Here is a 15,646-nt window from a genome sequence, read left to right on the forward strand (position 1 = left end):
GTGAAGCCCGCGAAGCGGAAAGGGAGTCCAGAGGGCGTAGCCCTTTGGCCGCCGGCGGCATATTCCCTGACCGCGTAGCCTCCCGACATCAAGGCCGAGGCGCTTACACGAAGCGGTCGAAGCGTCCGCGCGTCGTCTGGTCCCTCGCCCGTCAGCGGAGGTATTTTTTCAAGTCGACGGGTGTCCAGTCCAGGTATCCCGGGGCTTTGAACCACAGGCGCAGGTCGGCGGGGACGGCGACGTATTGCCAGGTGTCGTGTCCGCTGCCTTTGGGGGTCGCGCCGCCTTCCTCGGTGGGGGTGTCGAGGATGGCCATCATGACGCGGTCGTCCAGGGCGGCCTTGTAGGCGTGGGCCAGCCGGAGGAGGTTGTCATAGCGCACGCGCGAGTTCTGGGCGATGTCCTTGTAGGCGGCGGGGGGGGCGGGCCAGCCTGGGTCGAGGGGGGTGTTGGTGGCCACGAGCAGTCCGGGTTCGGAGGGGTCGCGCCGGGCGACGCGTTCTGTTCCGGCCTCGTAGACCACGGCGCGCCGGGCGTCGGTGACCATGTAGAGCAGGGGGAAGGCCATCTGGAGCTTGGCGGTCTGTTCTCCGAGGGCGTCGAGGGTGCGGTTGTCCAGGAGCAGTTCCACGTCGCGGGCCAGGAAGGGGGTGCGTTGCAGGAAGTGGCGGCTGGCGTCGCCGGTGAGCGCGCCGTTGTTGTTTTCGAGGGTGAGTCCGGCGGCGTTGAAGGTGGAGATGCTGCCCAGTTGCCCGGCGTAGCCGATGGCTGCGGTGGGTGTGGATCCGTCGTCGGGGTTGAGGACGGTGATCACCAGTTGGGGCGCGAAGTTCTTGAAGTAGGGGGCGAAGTCGAAGTTGCGGCCCAGGACGAGGCGTCCGTCGCCGGAGACGGGTTCCCAGGCGGCGATGGCGGAGCAGGTGGCCTGGGCGTTCTGGGTGGAGAGGATGAAGTCGAAGAAGCCGTTGAGGACGTCCAGGTCCGACGCGGGGAGTCCGGAGGTCTGGCGGACGCCCTGGAGCATGGCCTGGAAGCGGGGCGGGCAGAGGGGCGCGAGCTGGGCGGCGAAGGTGGTCAGGTCGGCTTCCGAGCGGGCGATTCCGGCCTGGAGGAGCTGTTTGGAGACGGCAGCGCGCATCGCCTTGATGTGGCGTCCCAGGAGCGCGCCGTACTGGCGGCCCATGTCCAGCCAGGAACCTTTGAGGGAGACGATGCGGATCTTGTGGTTGGAGTAGAGCCTGCCGTGTTCGAAGGATTGTTCAAGGAAGAAGGTGTCGGCGGGGTCCAGGTCGGCCAGGTTGGCGATGAGGCCGGTGGTGTAGGAGCCGGGCAGGCGCGCGGCGGCGTCGTTTTCCGAGTCGGGCAGGGGCGGCGCGCCGATGCCCTGGAGCGAGCCGGAGCAGCCCGCCAGCAGGAGCAGGGCGCAGAGGGCGGCGGCGAGGCACGAGAAGGTGTTGCGTTTCGGGGACATGGGGACCTCCTGTGGGAAGGGAGCGTCCCCGTATGTGTCAGCCTTCGCCGCGCCTGTCCAGCACGCGGCAGGGTTTGCCGTCGTCGCAGGCCAGGGAGCCGGGTTCGGTCATGCGGATTTCGAAGCTGACGCCCAGTTCGGAGGCCAGGCGCTTGCGTGCGTTCTGGAGGAAGCGCTGCTGGTCCGCGATGCGGTCGAAGACAAAGGATTCGGCCACTTCGAGTTCCACGGTGGCCTTGTCGAGGCCTTTTTCGCGTTCGAGGACCACGCGCCAGTGGGGCGTTGCGCCTTCGAGCTCCAGGAGCACGGATTCGATCTGGGCGGGGAAGACGTTGACGCCCCGGATGATGAGCATGTCGTCCACGCGGCCCTTCACGCGCTCCATGCGGCGGAAGGTGCGCCCGCAGGGGCAGGGGCCGGGGAGGAAGCGGGTGAGGTCTCCGGTGCGGAAACGGACGAGGGGGAAGGCCTCCTTGGCCAGGGTGGTGATGACCAGTTCGCCCAGTTCGCCGTCGGGAACGGGCTCACCGGTGGCGGGGTCGACGATTTCCGCGAGGAAGTGGTCTTCGTTGAGGTGCAGCCCGTTGCGCTGGAGGCATTCGCCGGCCACGCCCGGCCCCATGACCTCGGAGAGGCCGTAGTTGTCGGTGGCGGTGAGCTTCAGGCGGTCCTCGATCTGGGCGCGCGCGGCCTCGGTCCAGCCTTCGGCCCCGAAGAGGCCGTGGCGCAGGCTGAGGGCGTTGGCGTTGACGCCGATGTCTTCCATGGTCTGGGCCAGATAGAGGGCGTAGCTGGGGGTGCAGACGAGGACGCTGGTCTTGAAGTCCTGCATGATGGCCACCTGGCGGCGGGTGTTGCCGCTGGAGGCCGGGACCACGGCCGCGCCGAGGGTCTCCGCGCCCTGGTGGAAGCCGAAGCCGCCGGTGAAGAGGCCGAAGCTGAAGGCGATCTGGACCACGTCCTCGCGGGTGACGCCGCCCATGGTGAGGATGCGCGCGGTGAGCGCGCCCCATTTCTTGAGGTCGGTGGCGGTGTAGCCCACCACGGTGGCCTTGCCGGTGGTGCCGGAGGAGGCGTGGAGGCGCACCACTTCGCGCAGGGGCACGGCGAAGAAGCCGTAGGGGTAGGCGTCGCGCAGGACGGCCTTGGTGGTGAAGGGCAGGCGGGCCAGGTCGGCGAGGGAGCGGAAGTCGTCGGGGTCGATGCCCTGGGCCGCGAAGGTCTTGCGGTAGTAGGGCACGTTGCGGGCCACGCGGGTAAGCGTGGACTGGAGGCGTTCCAGCTGGAGCTGGGCCAGCTGGGCGCGGTCCATGGCTTCGAACTTGGGTTCCCACATCATGGCCTGTCCTCCCGCGCTGATTGGTGTTGTCCCCGGCCCGCCGTCCGTGCCGCTAGGGCTTGCCGCCGGCCATGGAGCGCATGACGGGGCGGTACATGTAGCTCACCTCGGCGATCTTGCGGGTGTCGTCGTAGGCGAGTTCGATGGAGACCTCCCCGGCGGTGTAGGTGAACTGCTTGGCGTTCATCTTGGACTGGCTGGGGGGGCCGTAGTTGGAGTCCAGGTAGGTCTTGAGGGTGTTGTAGGCGCTGGGTCCCTGTGCGGTGAACATGGCCACGCAGAACGCGCCCTTGAAGAAACCGTAGACCTCGTCCTTGGTGGCCACGCCCTGGAACTGGTGGTCTTCCCCGTAGCGGGAGTAGAGGGCCATGTCGCCCTGCTGGCGCACGGGCTTCATGTGCTTGAACTCGGTGAAGGGCTTGCCGAAGACCATGCCCTTGAACTCGGTGACGAACTTGCCCTGGGCCTGGGCCGGGGCGGCCAGGGCCAGCAGGGCGCAGGCGATGAGGCAGAGTGTGGCGAGGCGTTTCATGTTCTAGTCCTCTTGGGATTTGTCGCGGCCCAGGTAGGCCCGCTGCACGTCGCGGTTGGCCAACAGTTCCGAGGACAGGCCCTGCAGGATGACCCGCCCCGTCTCCAGCACGTAGGCCCGGTCGGCCACGGAGAGGGCGCTCTTGGCGTTCTGCTCCACGAGCAGCACCGTGAGCCCGCGTTGGGAGCGCAGCTCCAGGACGCGCCGGAAGATGTCCCGGCAGACCGTGGGGGCCAGGCCCATGCCCGGTTCGTCCAGGAGGAGCATGCGCGGCCCGGCCATGAGCGCCCTGCCGATGGCCAGCATCTGCTGCTCGCCGCCGGAGAGGGTGCCCGCGGGCTGGCGCGCGCGGTCCTTGAGCACCGGGAACATGGCGTGGACCGCGTCCATGTCGCGCGCGATGTCGGCGCGTGAGGCGCGGCCCCTGCGCGTGTAAGTGCCCAGCAGGAGGTTGTCGGTTACGCTCATGGGCTTGAAAACGAGGCGGCGCTCGGGCACGTGGCACAGGCCCATGCGCACGATGGCGTCGGGCTGGGCGCGGGTGATGTCCTTGCCGTCGAAGGTGACGCTGCCGCCGCCCGGGCGGATGAGGCCGGAGACGGCCGAGAGCAGCGTGGTCTTGCCCGCGCCGTTGGCCCCGATGAGGGCCACGATCTCGCCCTGGTCCACGTGCAGGGACACCCGGCGCACGGCGGCGATCTTGCCGTAGGAGACGTCGACGTTGGTCAGGGTGAGCATCAGTCCTCGCCCAGGTAGGCCGCCACGACCTCGGGGTTGTCCTGGATCTCGCGGGGCGTCCCCTCGGCCAGGACGCTGCCGAAGTTGAGCACGGTGATGCGGTCGGAAATGTCCATGACCAGCTCCATGTCGTGTTCCACCAGGGCCACGCCCACGCCCAGCTCGTCGCGGATGCGGCGGATGATCACGCCCAGCTGGCGGGTCTCCTTGTTGTTCATGCCCGCTGCGGGCTCGTCCAGCAGGAGGAGCGACGGGCCGCTGGCCAGGGCGCGCGCCAGTTCCAGGAGGCGCTGCTCGCCGTAGGGCAGGCCCGTGGCCATGTGCCCGGCCTTGTCGGCCAGGCCCACGAACTCCAGGCGGACCATGGCCTCCTCGCGCAGGCGGGCCTCCTCGCGCCGGAAGCGCGGGGTGCGGACCAGGGAATCCCACAGGCCGTAGCGGGCCTTGAGGTGCGCGCCGGTGACCACGTTTTCCACGACGGTCATGTTGGAGAAGATTTCCAGGTTCTGGAACGTGCGCACCACGCCGGCGGCCGCGCGCTCGTGGATGGGCAGCCCGGTCAGTTCGCGTCCGGCCAGGGCCACGGAGCCGCCCGTGGGCGTCACCGCGCCGCTGATCACGCCCAGGAGGGTGGTCTTGCCCGCGCCGTTGGGTCCGATGAGGGCGGCGATGTCGCCCTGGCGCACGGTGAGGTCGGCCTCGGAGAGGGCCTGGACGCCGCCGAAGCGCACGCTGGCCCCGCGCACGGCGAGCAGATCAGCCACGGGCGCGCCTCCCGGCCAGGCGCAGCAGCGCCTTGGCGCCGCCTGCCAGGCCGTCGGGCATGAACATCATGCACGCCACCAGCAAGCCGCCGTAGATGAGGATGTCCACCTCCTCGAACATGCGCAGGAACTCCGGCAGCGAGGTGAGGAAGAAGGCCCCGGCCACCGCGCCCCAGATGGAGGCCATGCCGCCCAGCACCACCATGGTGATGAGCTGCACCGAGAAGTGGAACCCGAAGGAGGAGGGGGCCACGAAGGTCAGGTGGTGGGCGTAGAGCGTGCCCGCCACGCCCGCGTAGACCGCCGAAAGCACGAAGACGAAGCGCTTGTGCCTGGCGATGTCGATGCCCATGGCCTGGGCGGCGGACTCGCTCACGTGGATGGCGCGCAGGGCGCGTCCGGTGCGCGAGTCGATGACGCGCATGGAGACCAGGGTGGCCAGCCAGAGCACCCCGGCGCAGAGGGCGTACATGGCCTTGTCGGAAGTGAAGGCGTAGCCCAGCAGCGTGAGCTTGGGGATGCCCACGAAACCGGAGGGGCCGCCCGTCACGTCCACGGCCTCGTTGAAGACGATGGAGACGATGATGCCGAAGCCCAGGGTGGCCATGGCCAGGTAGTGGCCGTGAAGCTTGAGCGTGGGCACGGCGATCACCCAGGCCACCAGGGTGGAGACGGCCACGCCCGCCAGCACGCCCGCCCAGACGGGCAGGCCCAGGGTGGCGGTGGCGATGGCCGTGGAGTAGGCGGCCAGCCCGAAAAAGGCCGCGTGGCCCAGGGACACCTGCCCGGCGTAGCCCATGAGCATGTTGAGCCCCATGACGATGAGGGCGTTGAGGCAGCAGAGGATGAGGATGTTGACGTAGTAGTCGTTGGGCAGGGCCAGGGGGGCCAGGGCCAGGGCGGCCGCGAAGGCGGCCAGGGAGAGCAGGCGTCGGGAGGTCATGGGCTAGACCCTGTCGGAGCGGGGGCCGCCGAAGAGCCCGGTGGGTTTGGCGAAAAGCAGCGCCAGAAGCACGATGAAGGCGAAGGCGTCCTTGTAGGCCGAGGAGATGAAGCCCGCGCCGAAGGATTCCAGCACGCCCAGGATCAGCCCTCCGGCGGCCGCGCCGAAGGGGTTGCCCAGCCCGCCCAGGATGCAGGCGGCGAAGCCCTTGAGGCCCAGCATGATGCCCACGTCGTAGGAGGTGAGCGTGATGGGCGCTAGGATGGCCCCGCCCGCCGCGCCCACGAAGCCCGAGAGCGCGAAGGAGAGCATGGCCATGCGCTCCACGGAGATGCCCATGAGCTGCGCGGCCTTGCGCTCGCAGGCGCAGGCCAGCATGGCCTTGCCGTGGATGGACCGGCTGTAGAAGAGCTTGAGGGCCGCCAGGATCAAGAGGGTGATGGAGAGCACCCAGAGGCTCTGGGGTTGGATGGCCGCGCCCAGGAGCATCAGGGGCTTCGTGCCGCTGAAGGCGGGCATGGCGAAGGCGTCCTTGCCCCAGAGGAGCATCACGGCCCCGCGCACCAGGATGGAGACGCCGATGGTGATGATCACCAGGTTCACGGCGGCCGAGCGTCCCACGGGGCGGATGACGCCGCGCTCGATGAGCGCGCCCGCCAGGGCCGTGACGATCACGGCCAGGAGCACGGCCGCGGGGAGCGGCGCTCCGGCCTTGAGGAATGCCACGGAGAGCATGCCGCCAAGCATCACGAACTCGCCCTGGGCGAAGTTGATGATGCCGGTGGTGTTGAAGATCATGGTGAAGCCCAGGGCCGTGAGGCCGTAGGTGGCTCCTACCGTGAGACCGGAGACGAGGTATTGGGGTGCGCCTGCGAGCATGGGGGAATCGGGCCGGGTTGCCCCGGCCCGTGGTGTTCTATTTCAGGATTTTCCAGTCTCCGCCCTGGATGACGACCATCTCGAAGGCGTTTTCGTCCAGACCGTTGTGTTCCTCGGGGGAGAAGGTGAACACGCCGCCCACGCCGGGGAAGGCCTTGATCTTCTCCAGGGCCTCGCGGATGGCCTCGGGCTTGTCGGAGCCCGCCATCTCCACGGCCTTGGCCACCACCATGAGCCCGTCCCAGCCGTGCCCGCCGAAGGTGGAGACGTCGGCCTTGAAGCGGTCCTTGTAGTCCTTGGTGTAGGCCATGAGCTGGGCCTTCTGGGGCTGGGAGTCGGGCAGCTGCGCGGCCACGATGAGGTGCCCGGCAGGGAGCATGACGCCCTCGGCGGCCTCTCCGGCCAGCTCGATGAACTTCTTGGAGGCCACGCCGTGGCTCATGTAGAGGGGCGTCTTCATGCCCAGCTGGGCGCGGTTGCGGGCCACCTGGGCGGGGCCGGGGTTGGTGCCCCAGCAGATCACGGCGTCGGGGGCGATGTCCTTGATCTTGGTGAGCTGGGCGGTCATGTCGGTGTCCTTGGGGCCGAAGATCTCGTCGGCGGCCAGCTCCATGCCGGCGGCGGGGATCATCTCCTTGAGCACCTCGCGCCCGGCCTGGCCGTAGCCGTCGGACACGGTGAGGATGGCCAGCTTCCTGTAGCCCTGGGCCTTGGCGTGCTTGAGCAGGCGCGCAACGGCGTGGCGGTCCGAGGGGGCCACCTTGAACACCCAGGGGTTCACGGGCTTCACGATCTTCTCGGCGCTGGCCATGGAGACCATGGGCACCTTGGACTCGGCCATCTTGGGCGCGATGGCCAGGGTGTTGCCGGTGGTGGTGGGGCCGACGATGGCGGCCACGCGGTCCTTCTTGAGGAGCTTTTCGGCGGCCAGCACGGCCTTGCTCACGTCGGATTCGTCGTCGTAGATGATCAGTTCGATCGGGCGTCCGGCCACGCCGCCCTTGGCGTTCAGGGCGTCGCGGACCATCTCCAGGGTGTTCTTCTCGGGTTCGCCCAGGGCGGAGGCGGGGCCCGTGGCGGAAACCACGGCGCCGATCTTCAGGGGCTCGGCCCCCAGGGCGGGCACGGCCCACAGGCAAAGCAGGGCCAGCACGATTGCGAAGCGCCGGGTCATGCGCACCTCCTCCTACTTCACGAGGACGAACTTGCCGCCCTCGATCCTGACCATGGCGAAGCTCGATTCGTCCAGGCCGTTGTGGTCCTTCTCGCTGAAATTGAACACGCCCGTGGCGCTCTGGAGGCCCTTCACCTTCTCCAGGCCGTCGCGCAGGCCCTGGGGCGTGGCGTTGCCGGAGATTCTGGCGGCCTCGGCCAGGAGCGTCAAGGCGTCGTATCCGTAGCCCCCGAAGGCCGAGGGGGCCGTGCCGAAGCGCTTCGTATAGCCCTGGATGTAGGAAGACAGCAAGGCCTTGAACGGGCCTTCGGGCATCTGGTCGGCCACGATGATCCAGCTGGCGGGCAGCACCAGGCCCTCGGCGGCCTCTCCGGCCAGCTCCACGAACTTGGGCGAGGCCACGCCGTGGCTCATGTAGAGGGGGGTCTTCTGGCCCAGTTGGGCGCGCCCGCGCGCCACCTGGGCGGGGGCGGGGCCGGTGCCCCAGCAGATCACGGCCTGGGGGGCCGCCCCGGCGATCTTGGTGAGCTGGGCGGTCATGTCGGTGTCCTTGGGGCCGAAGATCTCGTCGGCGGCCAGCTCCATGCCGGCGGCGGGGATCATCTCCTTGAGCACCTCGCGCCCGGCCTGGCCGAAGCCGTCGGACACGGTGATGATGGCCAGCTTCTTGAAACCCTTGGCCTTGGCGTCGGCCAGCAGCTTGGCCACGGCCAGGCGGTCGGACTGGGGCGTCTTGAAGATCCAGGGGTTCACCGGGTTCACGATCTTCTCGGCGGCGGCCATGGAGACCAGGGGCACCTTGGCCTCGGACATCTTGGGCATGAGCGCCAGGGTGTTGCCCGAGACGGAGGGGCCCACCACGGCGGCCACCTGGTCGCGCTTGAGGAGCTTCTCGGCGGCCAGCACGGCCTTGTTCACGTCGGATTCGTCGTCGTAGACGATCACCTCCACCTTCCTGCCCCCGATGCCGCCCTTCTCGTTGAGCTGGTCCTGGAGGTACAGCAGGGTGTTCTTCTCTGGCTCTCCCAGGTAGGAGGCCGGACCGGTGACCGAAACCACGGCCCCGATCTTCACGGTGTCCGCCGCCCAGGCGGGGAGTGCCGCGGAAACCGCGAGCACCAGGGCTGCCAGCATACGCCAAGCCATGGAAGCGCTCCTCTTCATACGTTGCGGGGTGGAACGGAGGGGGAAATGACCAAAGCGTCATTTCGTCCCCGGGAGATAGCGGCCACCCCGGTTTTGGTCAAGGCCGCGCGGTCTCGCGGGGGCGCTTTTGCCCACCAAAGTGTACAAAAATGCGTTGTTTTCATACTCTGGCGGTATGGCTTCAGCCCTGCGCTGGCCTTGGGGACAGGTTCGCGCTAGGAGTCGGCACGGCGCAACCGCGCCGGACGGAGACCTCTCGTGATACTCCTGAAGCCAAGCTCCCAGCACGTCCGCCACGCCCTGAAGACAGCCCTGGCCGCCGTGACCACCTACGCCCTCGTGAGCCTGCTCAATCTGGACCAGGGCTACTGGGCGGTGATCAGCGTGATCATCGTCATGCAGAACAACCTGGGCGGCTCCTACCAGGCCGGGGTGAACCGCATCGCGGGCACGGCGGTGGGCGCGGCGCTGGGGTGCGCTTGCCTGGCGGCGCTGGGCTCCGGGGCGGTGGCCCTGGGTCTGGGCGTGGGGCTCTCCATCCTGGTGTGCGCCTATTTCGTGCATCTGCACGAGTCCTTCCGCATGGCCGGAATCACGGCCACCATCATCATCCTCCTGGGCAACCAGCACGGGTCTTTCCTGGGGTTCAGCGTGGAGCGCTTCCTGGAAATCGGGCTGGGGGTGGCCATCGCGCTGGGGGTATCGCTCTTCGTGTGGCCCTCGCGGGCTGGCGGCCTGCTGAAGAAGGGCGTGGTGAAGGCCCTGAACGACGAGGCCGCGTTCTACGCGGTGCTGCTCTCCTGCCGCGCGCCCTCCTGCGACGAGGGCGAGGAGGAGCACGCGCGCCGGGAGCTGGCCGCCACGCGCCAGCGCAATCGGGCGCTCCTGGAGGAGGCCAAGAGGGAGCCCGCAGGGTTTTCGCGCCAGGAACACGTCACGGTGTCGCTCTACAACTTCACGGAGCGCATCGCGGAGCACCTGCTGGCCATGGAGCACGCCGTGCACCACGAGGAGTTGGAGGGCCTGCACTCCGAGGTTTCCGCCGAGATGGACCTTCTGGCCCAGACCACCGTGACGGCCATGACGCACCTGGCCCTGGCCGTCTCGCAGGGACACGCCCCGGGGAGCCTGGAGGGCGTGCGCCGGGCCGTGGCTTCGGCCGAGGAGGCCCTGGGGGTGCTGCGCACGCGCCGGGTGCTGCCGGGCTACAGCCTGGAATCCATCATGAGGTTCTACAGTTATTACTACAACATGCGCGAGGTGGCCGTGGAGCTGCTGGGCATGGCCGAGCGCGCGGCGCTCCTGGACGCGCAGTGAGGGCGCGTCAGTAGGTGGGGGCCATGGGCAGCATGAGCCGGATGACCACGGCGGCGGCGGCCGCCTCGCTGGCCAGGATGCCCAGGCGCACGAAGCGGTTGCCCCCGGGCGAGACGATGAAGGCCACGAGGTAGAACACCACCACGGAGAGGATCACCGAGGCGATGAGCCCGAAGAAGAACAGCCCGATCTGCCAGGAGATGCGGATGTTCTCGAAGGCGCCCGCCAGGGCGAAGACGGCGAAGGTCGCCACGTATGCGAGGATTCTGCGTCCCACGGGCCGGTCCTTGCTGGGGTTTCGGATTGTGTTTGCGTAGCATGCGGCCCCTGGAAGTCAAGGGGCGCGCCCGTGCGCGGCGTGCGCTTCCGGGGCGCGGGTGAACCATCGGTCCGGCTGGCCTGGCGGCCTGTCCGGCGCAACGCGGGAGGCGACGTGGACTATTCGGTGCTGGCGGACCTGATCGAGAACGGCCTGCCGTTCAACAAGATGCTGGGCATCCGCGCGGCCGAGGTGGCCGAGGGACGGGTGCACCTGTTCATCCCCTTCCGGGAGGACCTGATCGGGGACGCGCGCCGTCCGGCCCTGCACGGCGGGGTGATCTCCACCCTGGCGGACGTGTGCGGGGGCTTCGCGGTGTGGACGCGCTGCGCTTTGAGCGATCGCCTGGCCACCATCGACCTGCGCGTGGACTACCTGCGCCCGGCCGGTCCCGAGGACCTGCACGCCGAGGCCGTGGTGAAGCTCCTGGGCAACCGCGTGGGCAACGCCACCGTGACCCTCTGGAGCGGCGCGCGCAAGGACGAGCCCGTGGCCGAGGGGCGCGGCGTGTACAACATCCGTCGGGGGAAGTAGGGGGCGCACCCCGAGCCTGACCCAGTCCGGCCAGCAGCCCTCCTGTTCGGGCAGCCGGGATGACCGCCTGTCCCTGGCCTGCGGCAAGGAAACCTGTCGGCTCGCCAGGCGCAGGGACGACACCTCCCGGCCCTCAAGCCTGGGACAGCCTCCCGCAGGAGAAGGCGGAAAACAGATCCACGCAAATTGTATTCTGTAAGATAAAGGGATGTTGCAATCCATGTTCCGGTCTTGAAATCGAATATTCAAGGATTTTGGAAAAATAGTCCTTGCCAAGCAAGCTCGATGGGCATACTTAGTATAAATCATTTGAACAGGCCGACATCTTCTTGACTTTTGGACCTTCGCTTGGGCTAAGCTCCACTTCACAAAGACTACCGCCTATTACCTCCAGGAGCTTTTCACATGGCCAAGAAAATCTATGTCGGCAATCTGCCCTTTTCCACTTACGATGACGAAATCCGCAACCTGTTCGGCGCCCACGGCGAGGTGCTGTCCGTAAGCCTCATCACCGATCGCGAGACGGGCCGCCTGCGCGGATTCGGCTTCGTTGAGATGCAGGATGACGGCGCCATGTCCGCCATCCAGGCCTTGAACGGCTCCACCCTCGGGGGCCGCAGCCTCCGGGTCAACGAAGCTGAAGACAAGCCCCGCGCTCCCCGTAGCGGCGGCTATGACGGCCATTCGCGTCGCAGCTGGTAGCATCGAGCTGACTGTTTGGAAGGCCCCGTCCTGCAAAGGACGGGGCCTTTTTCGTTGCAGCCCGCCTTGAGCCGGGCATTCCTCCTCACACCTTTCCCCGGAAGGGGGCTGGATCGTTGAGTTCCTCTTGCAGCCAAGGGGAGGCGTCTGGAGCGGCCAGCGGGTTGATAGGGCTGTGTCAATGACTGGCCGAGGGGCGCGGCGTGTACAACATCCGCCGGGGGAGATAGGGAGGGGATTCGTCGGAAGAAATTTCCACTTTTTACCCACATAGCGCTATGTGGGGAGACAGCGAATCGTTTTTGCGTATCCTGCACGGTCATCGGCCGGTGAAACCGGCACACCGCGAACAGGAGAAACGCATGCGAACGGAAAAGGATTTCAAGGCGATTCAGGAACGCTACGAACGGCTGCTGGACGAGACGTTCGGACCCGTGGACGGGGAAACCCCGCCGCCCCGGCAGCAACCCCAGCCCGGGCCGATCCCGGTCCAGCCCGGCCCGCTCCCCTCCTACCCCGGCTACCAGGACGTCTACCAGTCTCTGGTCTGCGACAAGGAAGCCTGCGGGGCGCTCACCGAGCACTGGGAGGACACCTTCCAGCCCTACAATCTGGGGCCGCCCCCCGCCGACGTGGCCGGGCAACTGCGCTGGTACATCCTGCGCGATCTGAACGAGTACCACCACAAGCGCCACCGTCTGGACTTCGAGGACGCCAGGAAGCACCGCGTGCGCGAGCGCATCGATCTGGTGCGCAGGAAGCTTGAGCGCGTCGATCCCCTCTACCGGCTCACCACGGACATCATGGAACACTTCGAGCGCGAGCACCTGCCGAAATCGTTGCAGGGTTCGCTTAAGCGGCTCTTCACGCGCTGCCCGCACGAGTTCCTGGATTTCTACAGGGAAATGCGCGCCGTGGCCGACGAGATGGTCACGCGCACGCACCAGGGCGGCAGCGCGTCCTGACCCGCCGAGGCCCAGGCCCCGGCGGCGGGACCGCGCCAACGCGCGGACGGGCCGCCCCGTGCGCGCAAACAAAAGGAGAATGAACGTGGGTGACGAGAAGTACGTGAAGAACGTGGCGGACAGTTACGGACGATCCGGAAAGATGGACAACCCGGGTGTGCAGGCGGCATTCGAATTATGGCGGCAAAACAACCCCATGCAGCTTGGCGATCCGAACTTCCAAAACGACATTCGGGATATCCGGGATCAAGGGCGCGACAAGCAGATTGCTGCTAACCAGGAAGAGAATGCGCGACTCCAAGGTGAGCAGGATAACATGCAGGCTGAAGCTGTAAGGAAGGCTGGAAACGCTCAGTTCGCGGGAATATTGGGGAAGACAGCAACAGCGGCTGTTGCAACGGCTGGTTTGGCAGTCGGAAATCCATTGATAATGGGAGCATCGGTCCCTGCAGGAGAATGGGTACAGGATGTATCGAAGCGGTATATGGATAATCCTCCTATACCCGAGCGAGAAATTACTGGCATGAACGGTCAAGACTTTGAGGGGATCAACAATCGTTGATATTGGCAGAGGCCTGGGCTTGTCCCAGGCCTCTGTCTCTATGAAATATTATCCATGCTTAACCTGGACAGAATGAAGTGCACAGTCTGTAGACAAGGTACATAAATAGTCCATTAGCAATAGCAAAATACAGTTCGAATGTGTCATAAGTATTCATGTGCTTGCCTATGCGTATTGTGATTGGAATCTATGGCAGTAAGCAGAGTGATGCCAAGCGAAACGCCGTAAAGTAAAAAAGTAAATAGATGAAAAATTTTATCATGTCCTGGGTACGCCAGTCATACTTCTTCATCGCGCCATCCTCTTGACCAATTCCATCAATCCCACCGCGCTTGCCGCGATGACGATGGCCGTGAACACCAGTCCCATTTCATAGAGGAAGCGCACGATCAAGGGCATGCGCATCTTGTCGAATTCCTCGATGGGGATGCGGTCGGGTTTTCGCTCCTGCTCGTCGCTGGGCTTATCGTCGTCCATTAACACCTCGATTGCATTGGTGTCTATCGTATTGCATGTATTTGTTGGCATGTCAATGCGAAATGCTCTGGGGCCTGGGCCCGCCTCCCACCGGCATGGCCGGGCAACTGCGCTGGACCATCCTGCGCGATCTGAACGAGTACCACCACAAACGCCACCGTCTGGACTTCGCGGACGCCAAGAAGCACCGCGTGCGCGAGCGCATCGATCTTGTGCGCAAGAAGCTGGAGCGGGTCGATCCCCTCTACCGGCTGACCACGGACATCATGGAGCACTTCGAGCGCGAGCACCTGCCGAAATCGTTGCAGGGTTCGCTTAAGCGGCTCTTCACGCGCTGCCCGCACGAGTTCCTGGATTTCTACAGGGAAATGCGCGCCGTGGCCGACGAGATGGTCACGCGCACGCACCAGGGCGGCAGCGCGTCCTGACCCGCCGAGGCCCAGGCCCCGGCGGCGGGACCGCGCCAACGCGCGGTCGGGCCGCCCCGTGCGCGCAAACAGAAGGAGAATGAACGTGGGTGACGAGGAGTACGTGAAAACCGTGGCGGACAGCTACGGCCAGGCTCAGCAGAACGGGAGCGGCATAAATCCCGCCACGCGGGATGCATTTGATCGGATCACGCAGCAGCCAGCGCCGACCGACCCCCCTCTGGTGGACCCTGCTGTTAACGCCGAGATTGCCAACCGTCAGATGGAGATTGCAACGGATGTGAAGGTGTCCGAGCAGAGAGAGAAGATTCAGGCTCGATTGGACAAAATGGAAATGGAACAGCGGGAAAAGGACGCCGAAGCCGGACGCCGAGCACAGAATGCGAAAATCGCAGGATACGTTGGGACAACTGCTGGCGGACTGATGTTCGGGGCTGGTGAAATAGCGCCTGCTCCCCTCGGTCTATTGCTGAAAAAAGGTTCCGTTCCTTTTGGACTTGCTGTGGCAAATAACACAGAATTCAATCTGAATAATCCTGCGTACCCAGAACAGGATGTTACAGGTATGAACGGGCAAGACTTTGAAGGAATAGGACGTCGCTAGCGGCGCATGAGGGCCTGGATTGCCCAGGCCCTCATGTTATCCGTTTCGAAGCTTGTTGTTAGCAGTAGCTATATGCAATGTGAATGATGTATGCAAGAAGTATGTTGTGAATAAGCATGAATAAAGATTCAAATTTGTCAGGCTTTTCGTTCATTGTGATGCCTGTCACGAAGAGGTGTGGAGATAACATGTTATAAATTGCCTGATTGCAATAAAATACATGATGACGTAAAAGAAAAATTTCATCATGTCAGCTGAGCGCCAGTCATACTTCTTCATCGCGCCATCCTCTTGACCAATTCCATCAATCCCACCGCGCTTGCCGCGATGACGATGGCCGTGAACACCAGTCCCATTTCATAGAGGAAGCGCACGATCAAGGGCATGCGCATCTTGTCGAATTCCTCGATGGGGATGCGGTCTGGTTTTCGCTCCTGCTCGTCGGTGGGCTTGTCGTCGTCCATGAACACCTCGACTGCACTGGTGTCTATCGTCTTGCATGTATTTGTTGGCATGTCAATGCGAAATACTCTGGGGCCTGGGCCCGCCTCCCACCGGCATGGCCGGGCAGCTGCGCTGGACCAGCCTGCGCGACCTCAACGAATACCACCACAAGCGCCACCGTCTGGACTTCGCGGACGCCAAGAAGCACCGCGTGCGCGAGCGCATTGATCTTGTGCGCAAGAAGCTTGAGCGCGTCGATCCCCTCTACCGGCTGACCACGGACATCATGGAGCACTTCGAGCGCGAGC

At 65.5% G+C, this 15,646-nt stretch carries 20 protein-coding genes; 8 read left to right on the forward strand and 12 right to left on the reverse strand.

Translation table 11 applies throughout. The annotated features are described in order from the left end of the window. Positions 1-151 precede the first annotated feature (151 nt). Genes ACV4UX_RS12305 through ACV4UX_RS12345 form a run of 9 tightly spaced genes read right to left on the reverse strand, consistent with a single transcriptional unit; the run spans position 152 to position 8,986 of the window. A complete protein-coding gene (locus tag ACV4UX_RS12305) occupies positions 152-1,471 on the reverse strand; it encodes a C45 family autoproteolytic acyltransferase/hydrolase (RefSeq protein WP_491593574.1) in 1,320 nt (439 codons plus the stop codon). Positions 1,472-1,508: 37 nt separating this feature from the next. Then, complete coding sequence (locus tag ACV4UX_RS12310; protein ID WP_491593575.1) at positions 1,509-2,810, reverse strand: phenylacetate--CoA ligase family protein; 1,302 nt, start codon at positions 2,808-2,810, stop codon at positions 1,509-1,511. A gap of 52 nt (positions 2,811-2,862) precedes the next feature. Next, positions 2,863-3,342, reverse strand: a complete 480-nt coding sequence (locus ACV4UX_RS12315; protein ID WP_491593576.1) for a hypothetical protein — start codon at positions 3,340-3,342, stop codon at positions 2,863-2,865. 3 nt (positions 3,343-3,345) lie between these two features. Then, positions 3,346-4,080: an ABC transporter ATP-binding protein gene (locus tag ACV4UX_RS12320; RefSeq protein ID WP_491593577.1), complete on the reverse strand. Its 735-nt coding sequence runs from the start codon at positions 4,078-4,080 to the stop codon at positions 3,346-3,348. Next, on the reverse strand, positions 4,080-4,844 hold the full coding sequence (locus ACV4UX_RS12325) for an ABC transporter ATP-binding protein (RefSeq protein WP_491593578.1): 765 nt from the start codon (positions 4,842-4,844) through the stop codon (positions 4,080-4,082). The genes ACV4UX_RS12320 and ACV4UX_RS12325 overlap by 1 nt, the downstream gene beginning before the upstream one ends. Further along, a complete protein-coding gene (locus tag ACV4UX_RS12330) occupies positions 4,837-5,787 on the reverse strand; it encodes a branched-chain amino acid ABC transporter permease (protein WP_491593579.1) in 951 nt (316 codons plus the stop codon). The genes ACV4UX_RS12325 and ACV4UX_RS12330 overlap by 8 nt, the downstream gene beginning before the upstream one ends. Before the next feature lie 3 nt (positions 5,788-5,790). Next, positions 5,791-6,666 (reverse strand): branched-chain amino acid ABC transporter permease, encoded by an 876-nt coding sequence (locus tag ACV4UX_RS12335; RefSeq protein ID WP_491593580.1) that lies wholly within the window; start codon positions 6,664-6,666, stop codon positions 5,791-5,793. Between the two features lie 37 nt (positions 6,667-6,703). Continuing rightward, positions 6,704-7,840 (reverse strand): ABC transporter substrate-binding protein, encoded by a 1,137-nt coding sequence (locus ACV4UX_RS12340; protein WP_491593581.1) that lies wholly within the window; start codon positions 7,838-7,840, stop codon positions 6,704-6,706. Between the two features lie 12 nt (positions 7,841-7,852). Then, positions 7,853-8,986, reverse strand: a complete 1,134-nt coding sequence (locus ACV4UX_RS12345; RefSeq protein ID WP_491593582.1) for an ABC transporter substrate-binding protein — start codon at positions 8,984-8,986, stop codon at positions 7,853-7,855. Positions 8,987-9,244: 258 nt separating this feature from the next. On the opposite strand from ACV4UX_RS12345, the gene ACV4UX_RS12350 reads away from it, so the two are divergent. Beyond that, entirely contained in the window at positions 9,245-10,303 is a 1,059-nt protein-coding gene (locus tag ACV4UX_RS12350) for an FUSC family protein (RefSeq protein ID WP_491593583.1), read from the forward strand. 7 nt (positions 10,304-10,310) lie between these two features. Here the strand turns inward: ACV4UX_RS12350 and ACV4UX_RS12355 are convergent, their stop codons facing one another. Continuing rightward, complete coding sequence (locus ACV4UX_RS12355; protein ID WP_491593584.1) at positions 10,311-10,580, reverse strand: hypothetical protein; 270 nt, start codon at positions 10,578-10,580, stop codon at positions 10,311-10,313. 156 nt (positions 10,581-10,736) lie between these two features. On the opposite strand from ACV4UX_RS12355, the gene ACV4UX_RS12360 reads away from it, so the two are divergent. The 4 genes from ACV4UX_RS12360 (at position 10,737) to ACV4UX_RS12375 (ending at position 13,385) form a co-directional block, all read left to right on the forward strand. Then, positions 10,737-11,156, forward strand: coding sequence for a PaaI family thioesterase (locus ACV4UX_RS12360; RefSeq protein WP_491593592.1), 420 nt, complete (start codon positions 10,737-10,739; stop codon positions 11,154-11,156). A 405-nt stretch (positions 11,157-11,561) separates the two neighbouring features. Next, positions 11,562-11,858 (forward strand): RNA recognition motif domain-containing protein, encoded by a 297-nt coding sequence (locus tag ACV4UX_RS12365; RefSeq protein WP_173082592.1) that lies wholly within the window; start codon positions 11,562-11,564, stop codon positions 11,856-11,858. A 362-nt stretch (positions 11,859-12,220) separates the two neighbouring features. Beyond that, the gene (locus ACV4UX_RS12370) at positions 12,221-12,823 is read left to right on the forward strand and encodes a hypothetical protein (RefSeq protein ID WP_491593585.1); all 603 of its coding nucleotides are present in this window, start codon (positions 12,221-12,223) and stop codon (positions 12,821-12,823) included. Between the two features lie 85 nt (positions 12,824-12,908). Further along, positions 12,909-13,385, forward strand: a complete 477-nt coding sequence (locus ACV4UX_RS12375; protein ID WP_491593586.1) for a hypothetical protein — start codon at positions 12,909-12,911, stop codon at positions 13,383-13,385. Positions 13,386-13,673: 288 nt separating this feature from the next. Here the strand turns inward: ACV4UX_RS12375 and ACV4UX_RS12380 are convergent, their stop codons facing one another. Further along, positions 13,674-13,862, reverse strand: a complete 189-nt coding sequence (locus ACV4UX_RS12380) for a hypothetical protein (protein ID WP_491593587.1) — start codon at positions 13,860-13,862, stop codon at positions 13,674-13,676. A 62-nt stretch (positions 13,863-13,924) separates the two neighbouring features. Here ACV4UX_RS12380 and ACV4UX_RS12385 point away from each other — a divergent pair, with 62 nt between their 5' ends. Continuing rightward, entirely contained in the window at positions 13,925-14,290 is a 366-nt protein-coding gene (locus tag ACV4UX_RS12385) for a hypothetical protein (protein ID WP_491593588.1), read from the forward strand. A 79-nt stretch (positions 14,291-14,369) separates the two neighbouring features. Next, the gene (locus tag ACV4UX_RS12390) at positions 14,370-14,894 is read left to right on the forward strand and encodes a hypothetical protein (protein WP_491593589.1); all 525 of its coding nucleotides are present in this window, start codon (positions 14,370-14,372) and stop codon (positions 14,892-14,894) included. A 275-nt stretch (positions 14,895-15,169) separates the two neighbouring features. On the opposite strand, the gene ACV4UX_RS12395 is transcribed toward ACV4UX_RS12390, so the two are convergent. Beyond that, positions 15,170-15,358, reverse strand: coding sequence for a hypothetical protein (locus ACV4UX_RS12395; RefSeq protein WP_491593590.1), 189 nt, complete (start codon positions 15,356-15,358; stop codon positions 15,170-15,172). Positions 15,359-15,393: 35 nt separating this feature from the next. Between ACV4UX_RS12395 and ACV4UX_RS12400 the strand changes: the two genes are divergently transcribed. Beyond that, positions 15,394-15,646: hypothetical protein (locus ACV4UX_RS12400; protein WP_491593591.1), on the forward strand; the 253-nt coding region annotated here is incomplete at its 3' end.

This window comes from Fundidesulfovibrio sp., from assembly GCF_058402725.1.

Bases quoted from the DNA above. Each gene is read 5' to 3' on its own strand.
- ACV4UX_RS12305 (WP_491593574.1), bottom strand. From the start codon at position 1,471: ATGTCCCCGAAACGCAACACCTTCTCGTGCCTCGCCGCCGCCCTCTGC.
- ACV4UX_RS12310 (WP_491593575.1), bottom strand. From the start codon at position 2,810: ATGATGTGGGAACCCAAGTTCGAAGCCATGGACCGCGCCCAGCTGGCC.
- ACV4UX_RS12315 (WP_491593576.1), bottom strand. From the start codon at position 3,342: ATGAAACGCCTCGCCACACTCTGCCTCATCGCCTGCGCCCTGCTGGCC.
- ACV4UX_RS12320 (WP_491593577.1), bottom strand. From the start codon at position 4,080: ATGCTCACCCTGACCAACGTCGACGTCTCCTACGGCAAGATCGCCGCC.
- ACV4UX_RS12330 (WP_491593579.1), bottom strand. From the start codon at position 5,787: ATGACCTCCCGACGCCTGCTCTCCCTGGCCGCCTTCGCGGCCGCCCTG.
- ACV4UX_RS12335 (WP_491593580.1), bottom strand. From the start codon at position 6,666: ATGCTCGCAGGCGCACCCCAATACCTCGTCTCCGGTCTCACGGTAGGA.
- ACV4UX_RS12340 (WP_491593581.1), bottom strand. From the start codon at position 7,840: ATGACCCGGCGCTTCGCAATCGTGCTGGCCCTGCTTTGCCTGTGGGCC.
- ACV4UX_RS12345 (WP_491593582.1), bottom strand. From the start codon at position 8,986: ATGGCTTGGCGTATGCTGGCAGCCCTGGTGCTCGCGGTTTCCGCGGCA.
- ACV4UX_RS12365 (WP_173082592.1), top strand. From the start codon at position 11,562: ATGGCCAAGAAAATCTATGTCGGCAATCTGCCCTTTTCCACTTACGAT.
- ACV4UX_RS12370 (WP_491593585.1), top strand. From the start codon at position 12,221: ATGCGAACGGAAAAGGATTTCAAGGCGATTCAGGAACGCTACGAACGG.
- ACV4UX_RS12380 (WP_491593587.1), bottom strand. From the start codon at position 13,862: ATGGACGACGATAAGCCCAGCGACGAGCAGGAGCGAAAACCCGACCGC.
- ACV4UX_RS12385 (WP_491593588.1), top strand. From the start codon at position 13,925: ATGCTCTGGGGCCTGGGCCCGCCTCCCACCGGCATGGCCGGGCAACTG.
- ACV4UX_RS12390 (WP_491593589.1), top strand. From the start codon at position 14,370: ATGAACGTGGGTGACGAGGAGTACGTGAAAACCGTGGCGGACAGCTAC.
- ACV4UX_RS12395 (WP_491593590.1), bottom strand. From the start codon at position 15,358: ATGGACGACGACAAGCCCACCGACGAGCAGGAGCGAAAACCAGACCGC.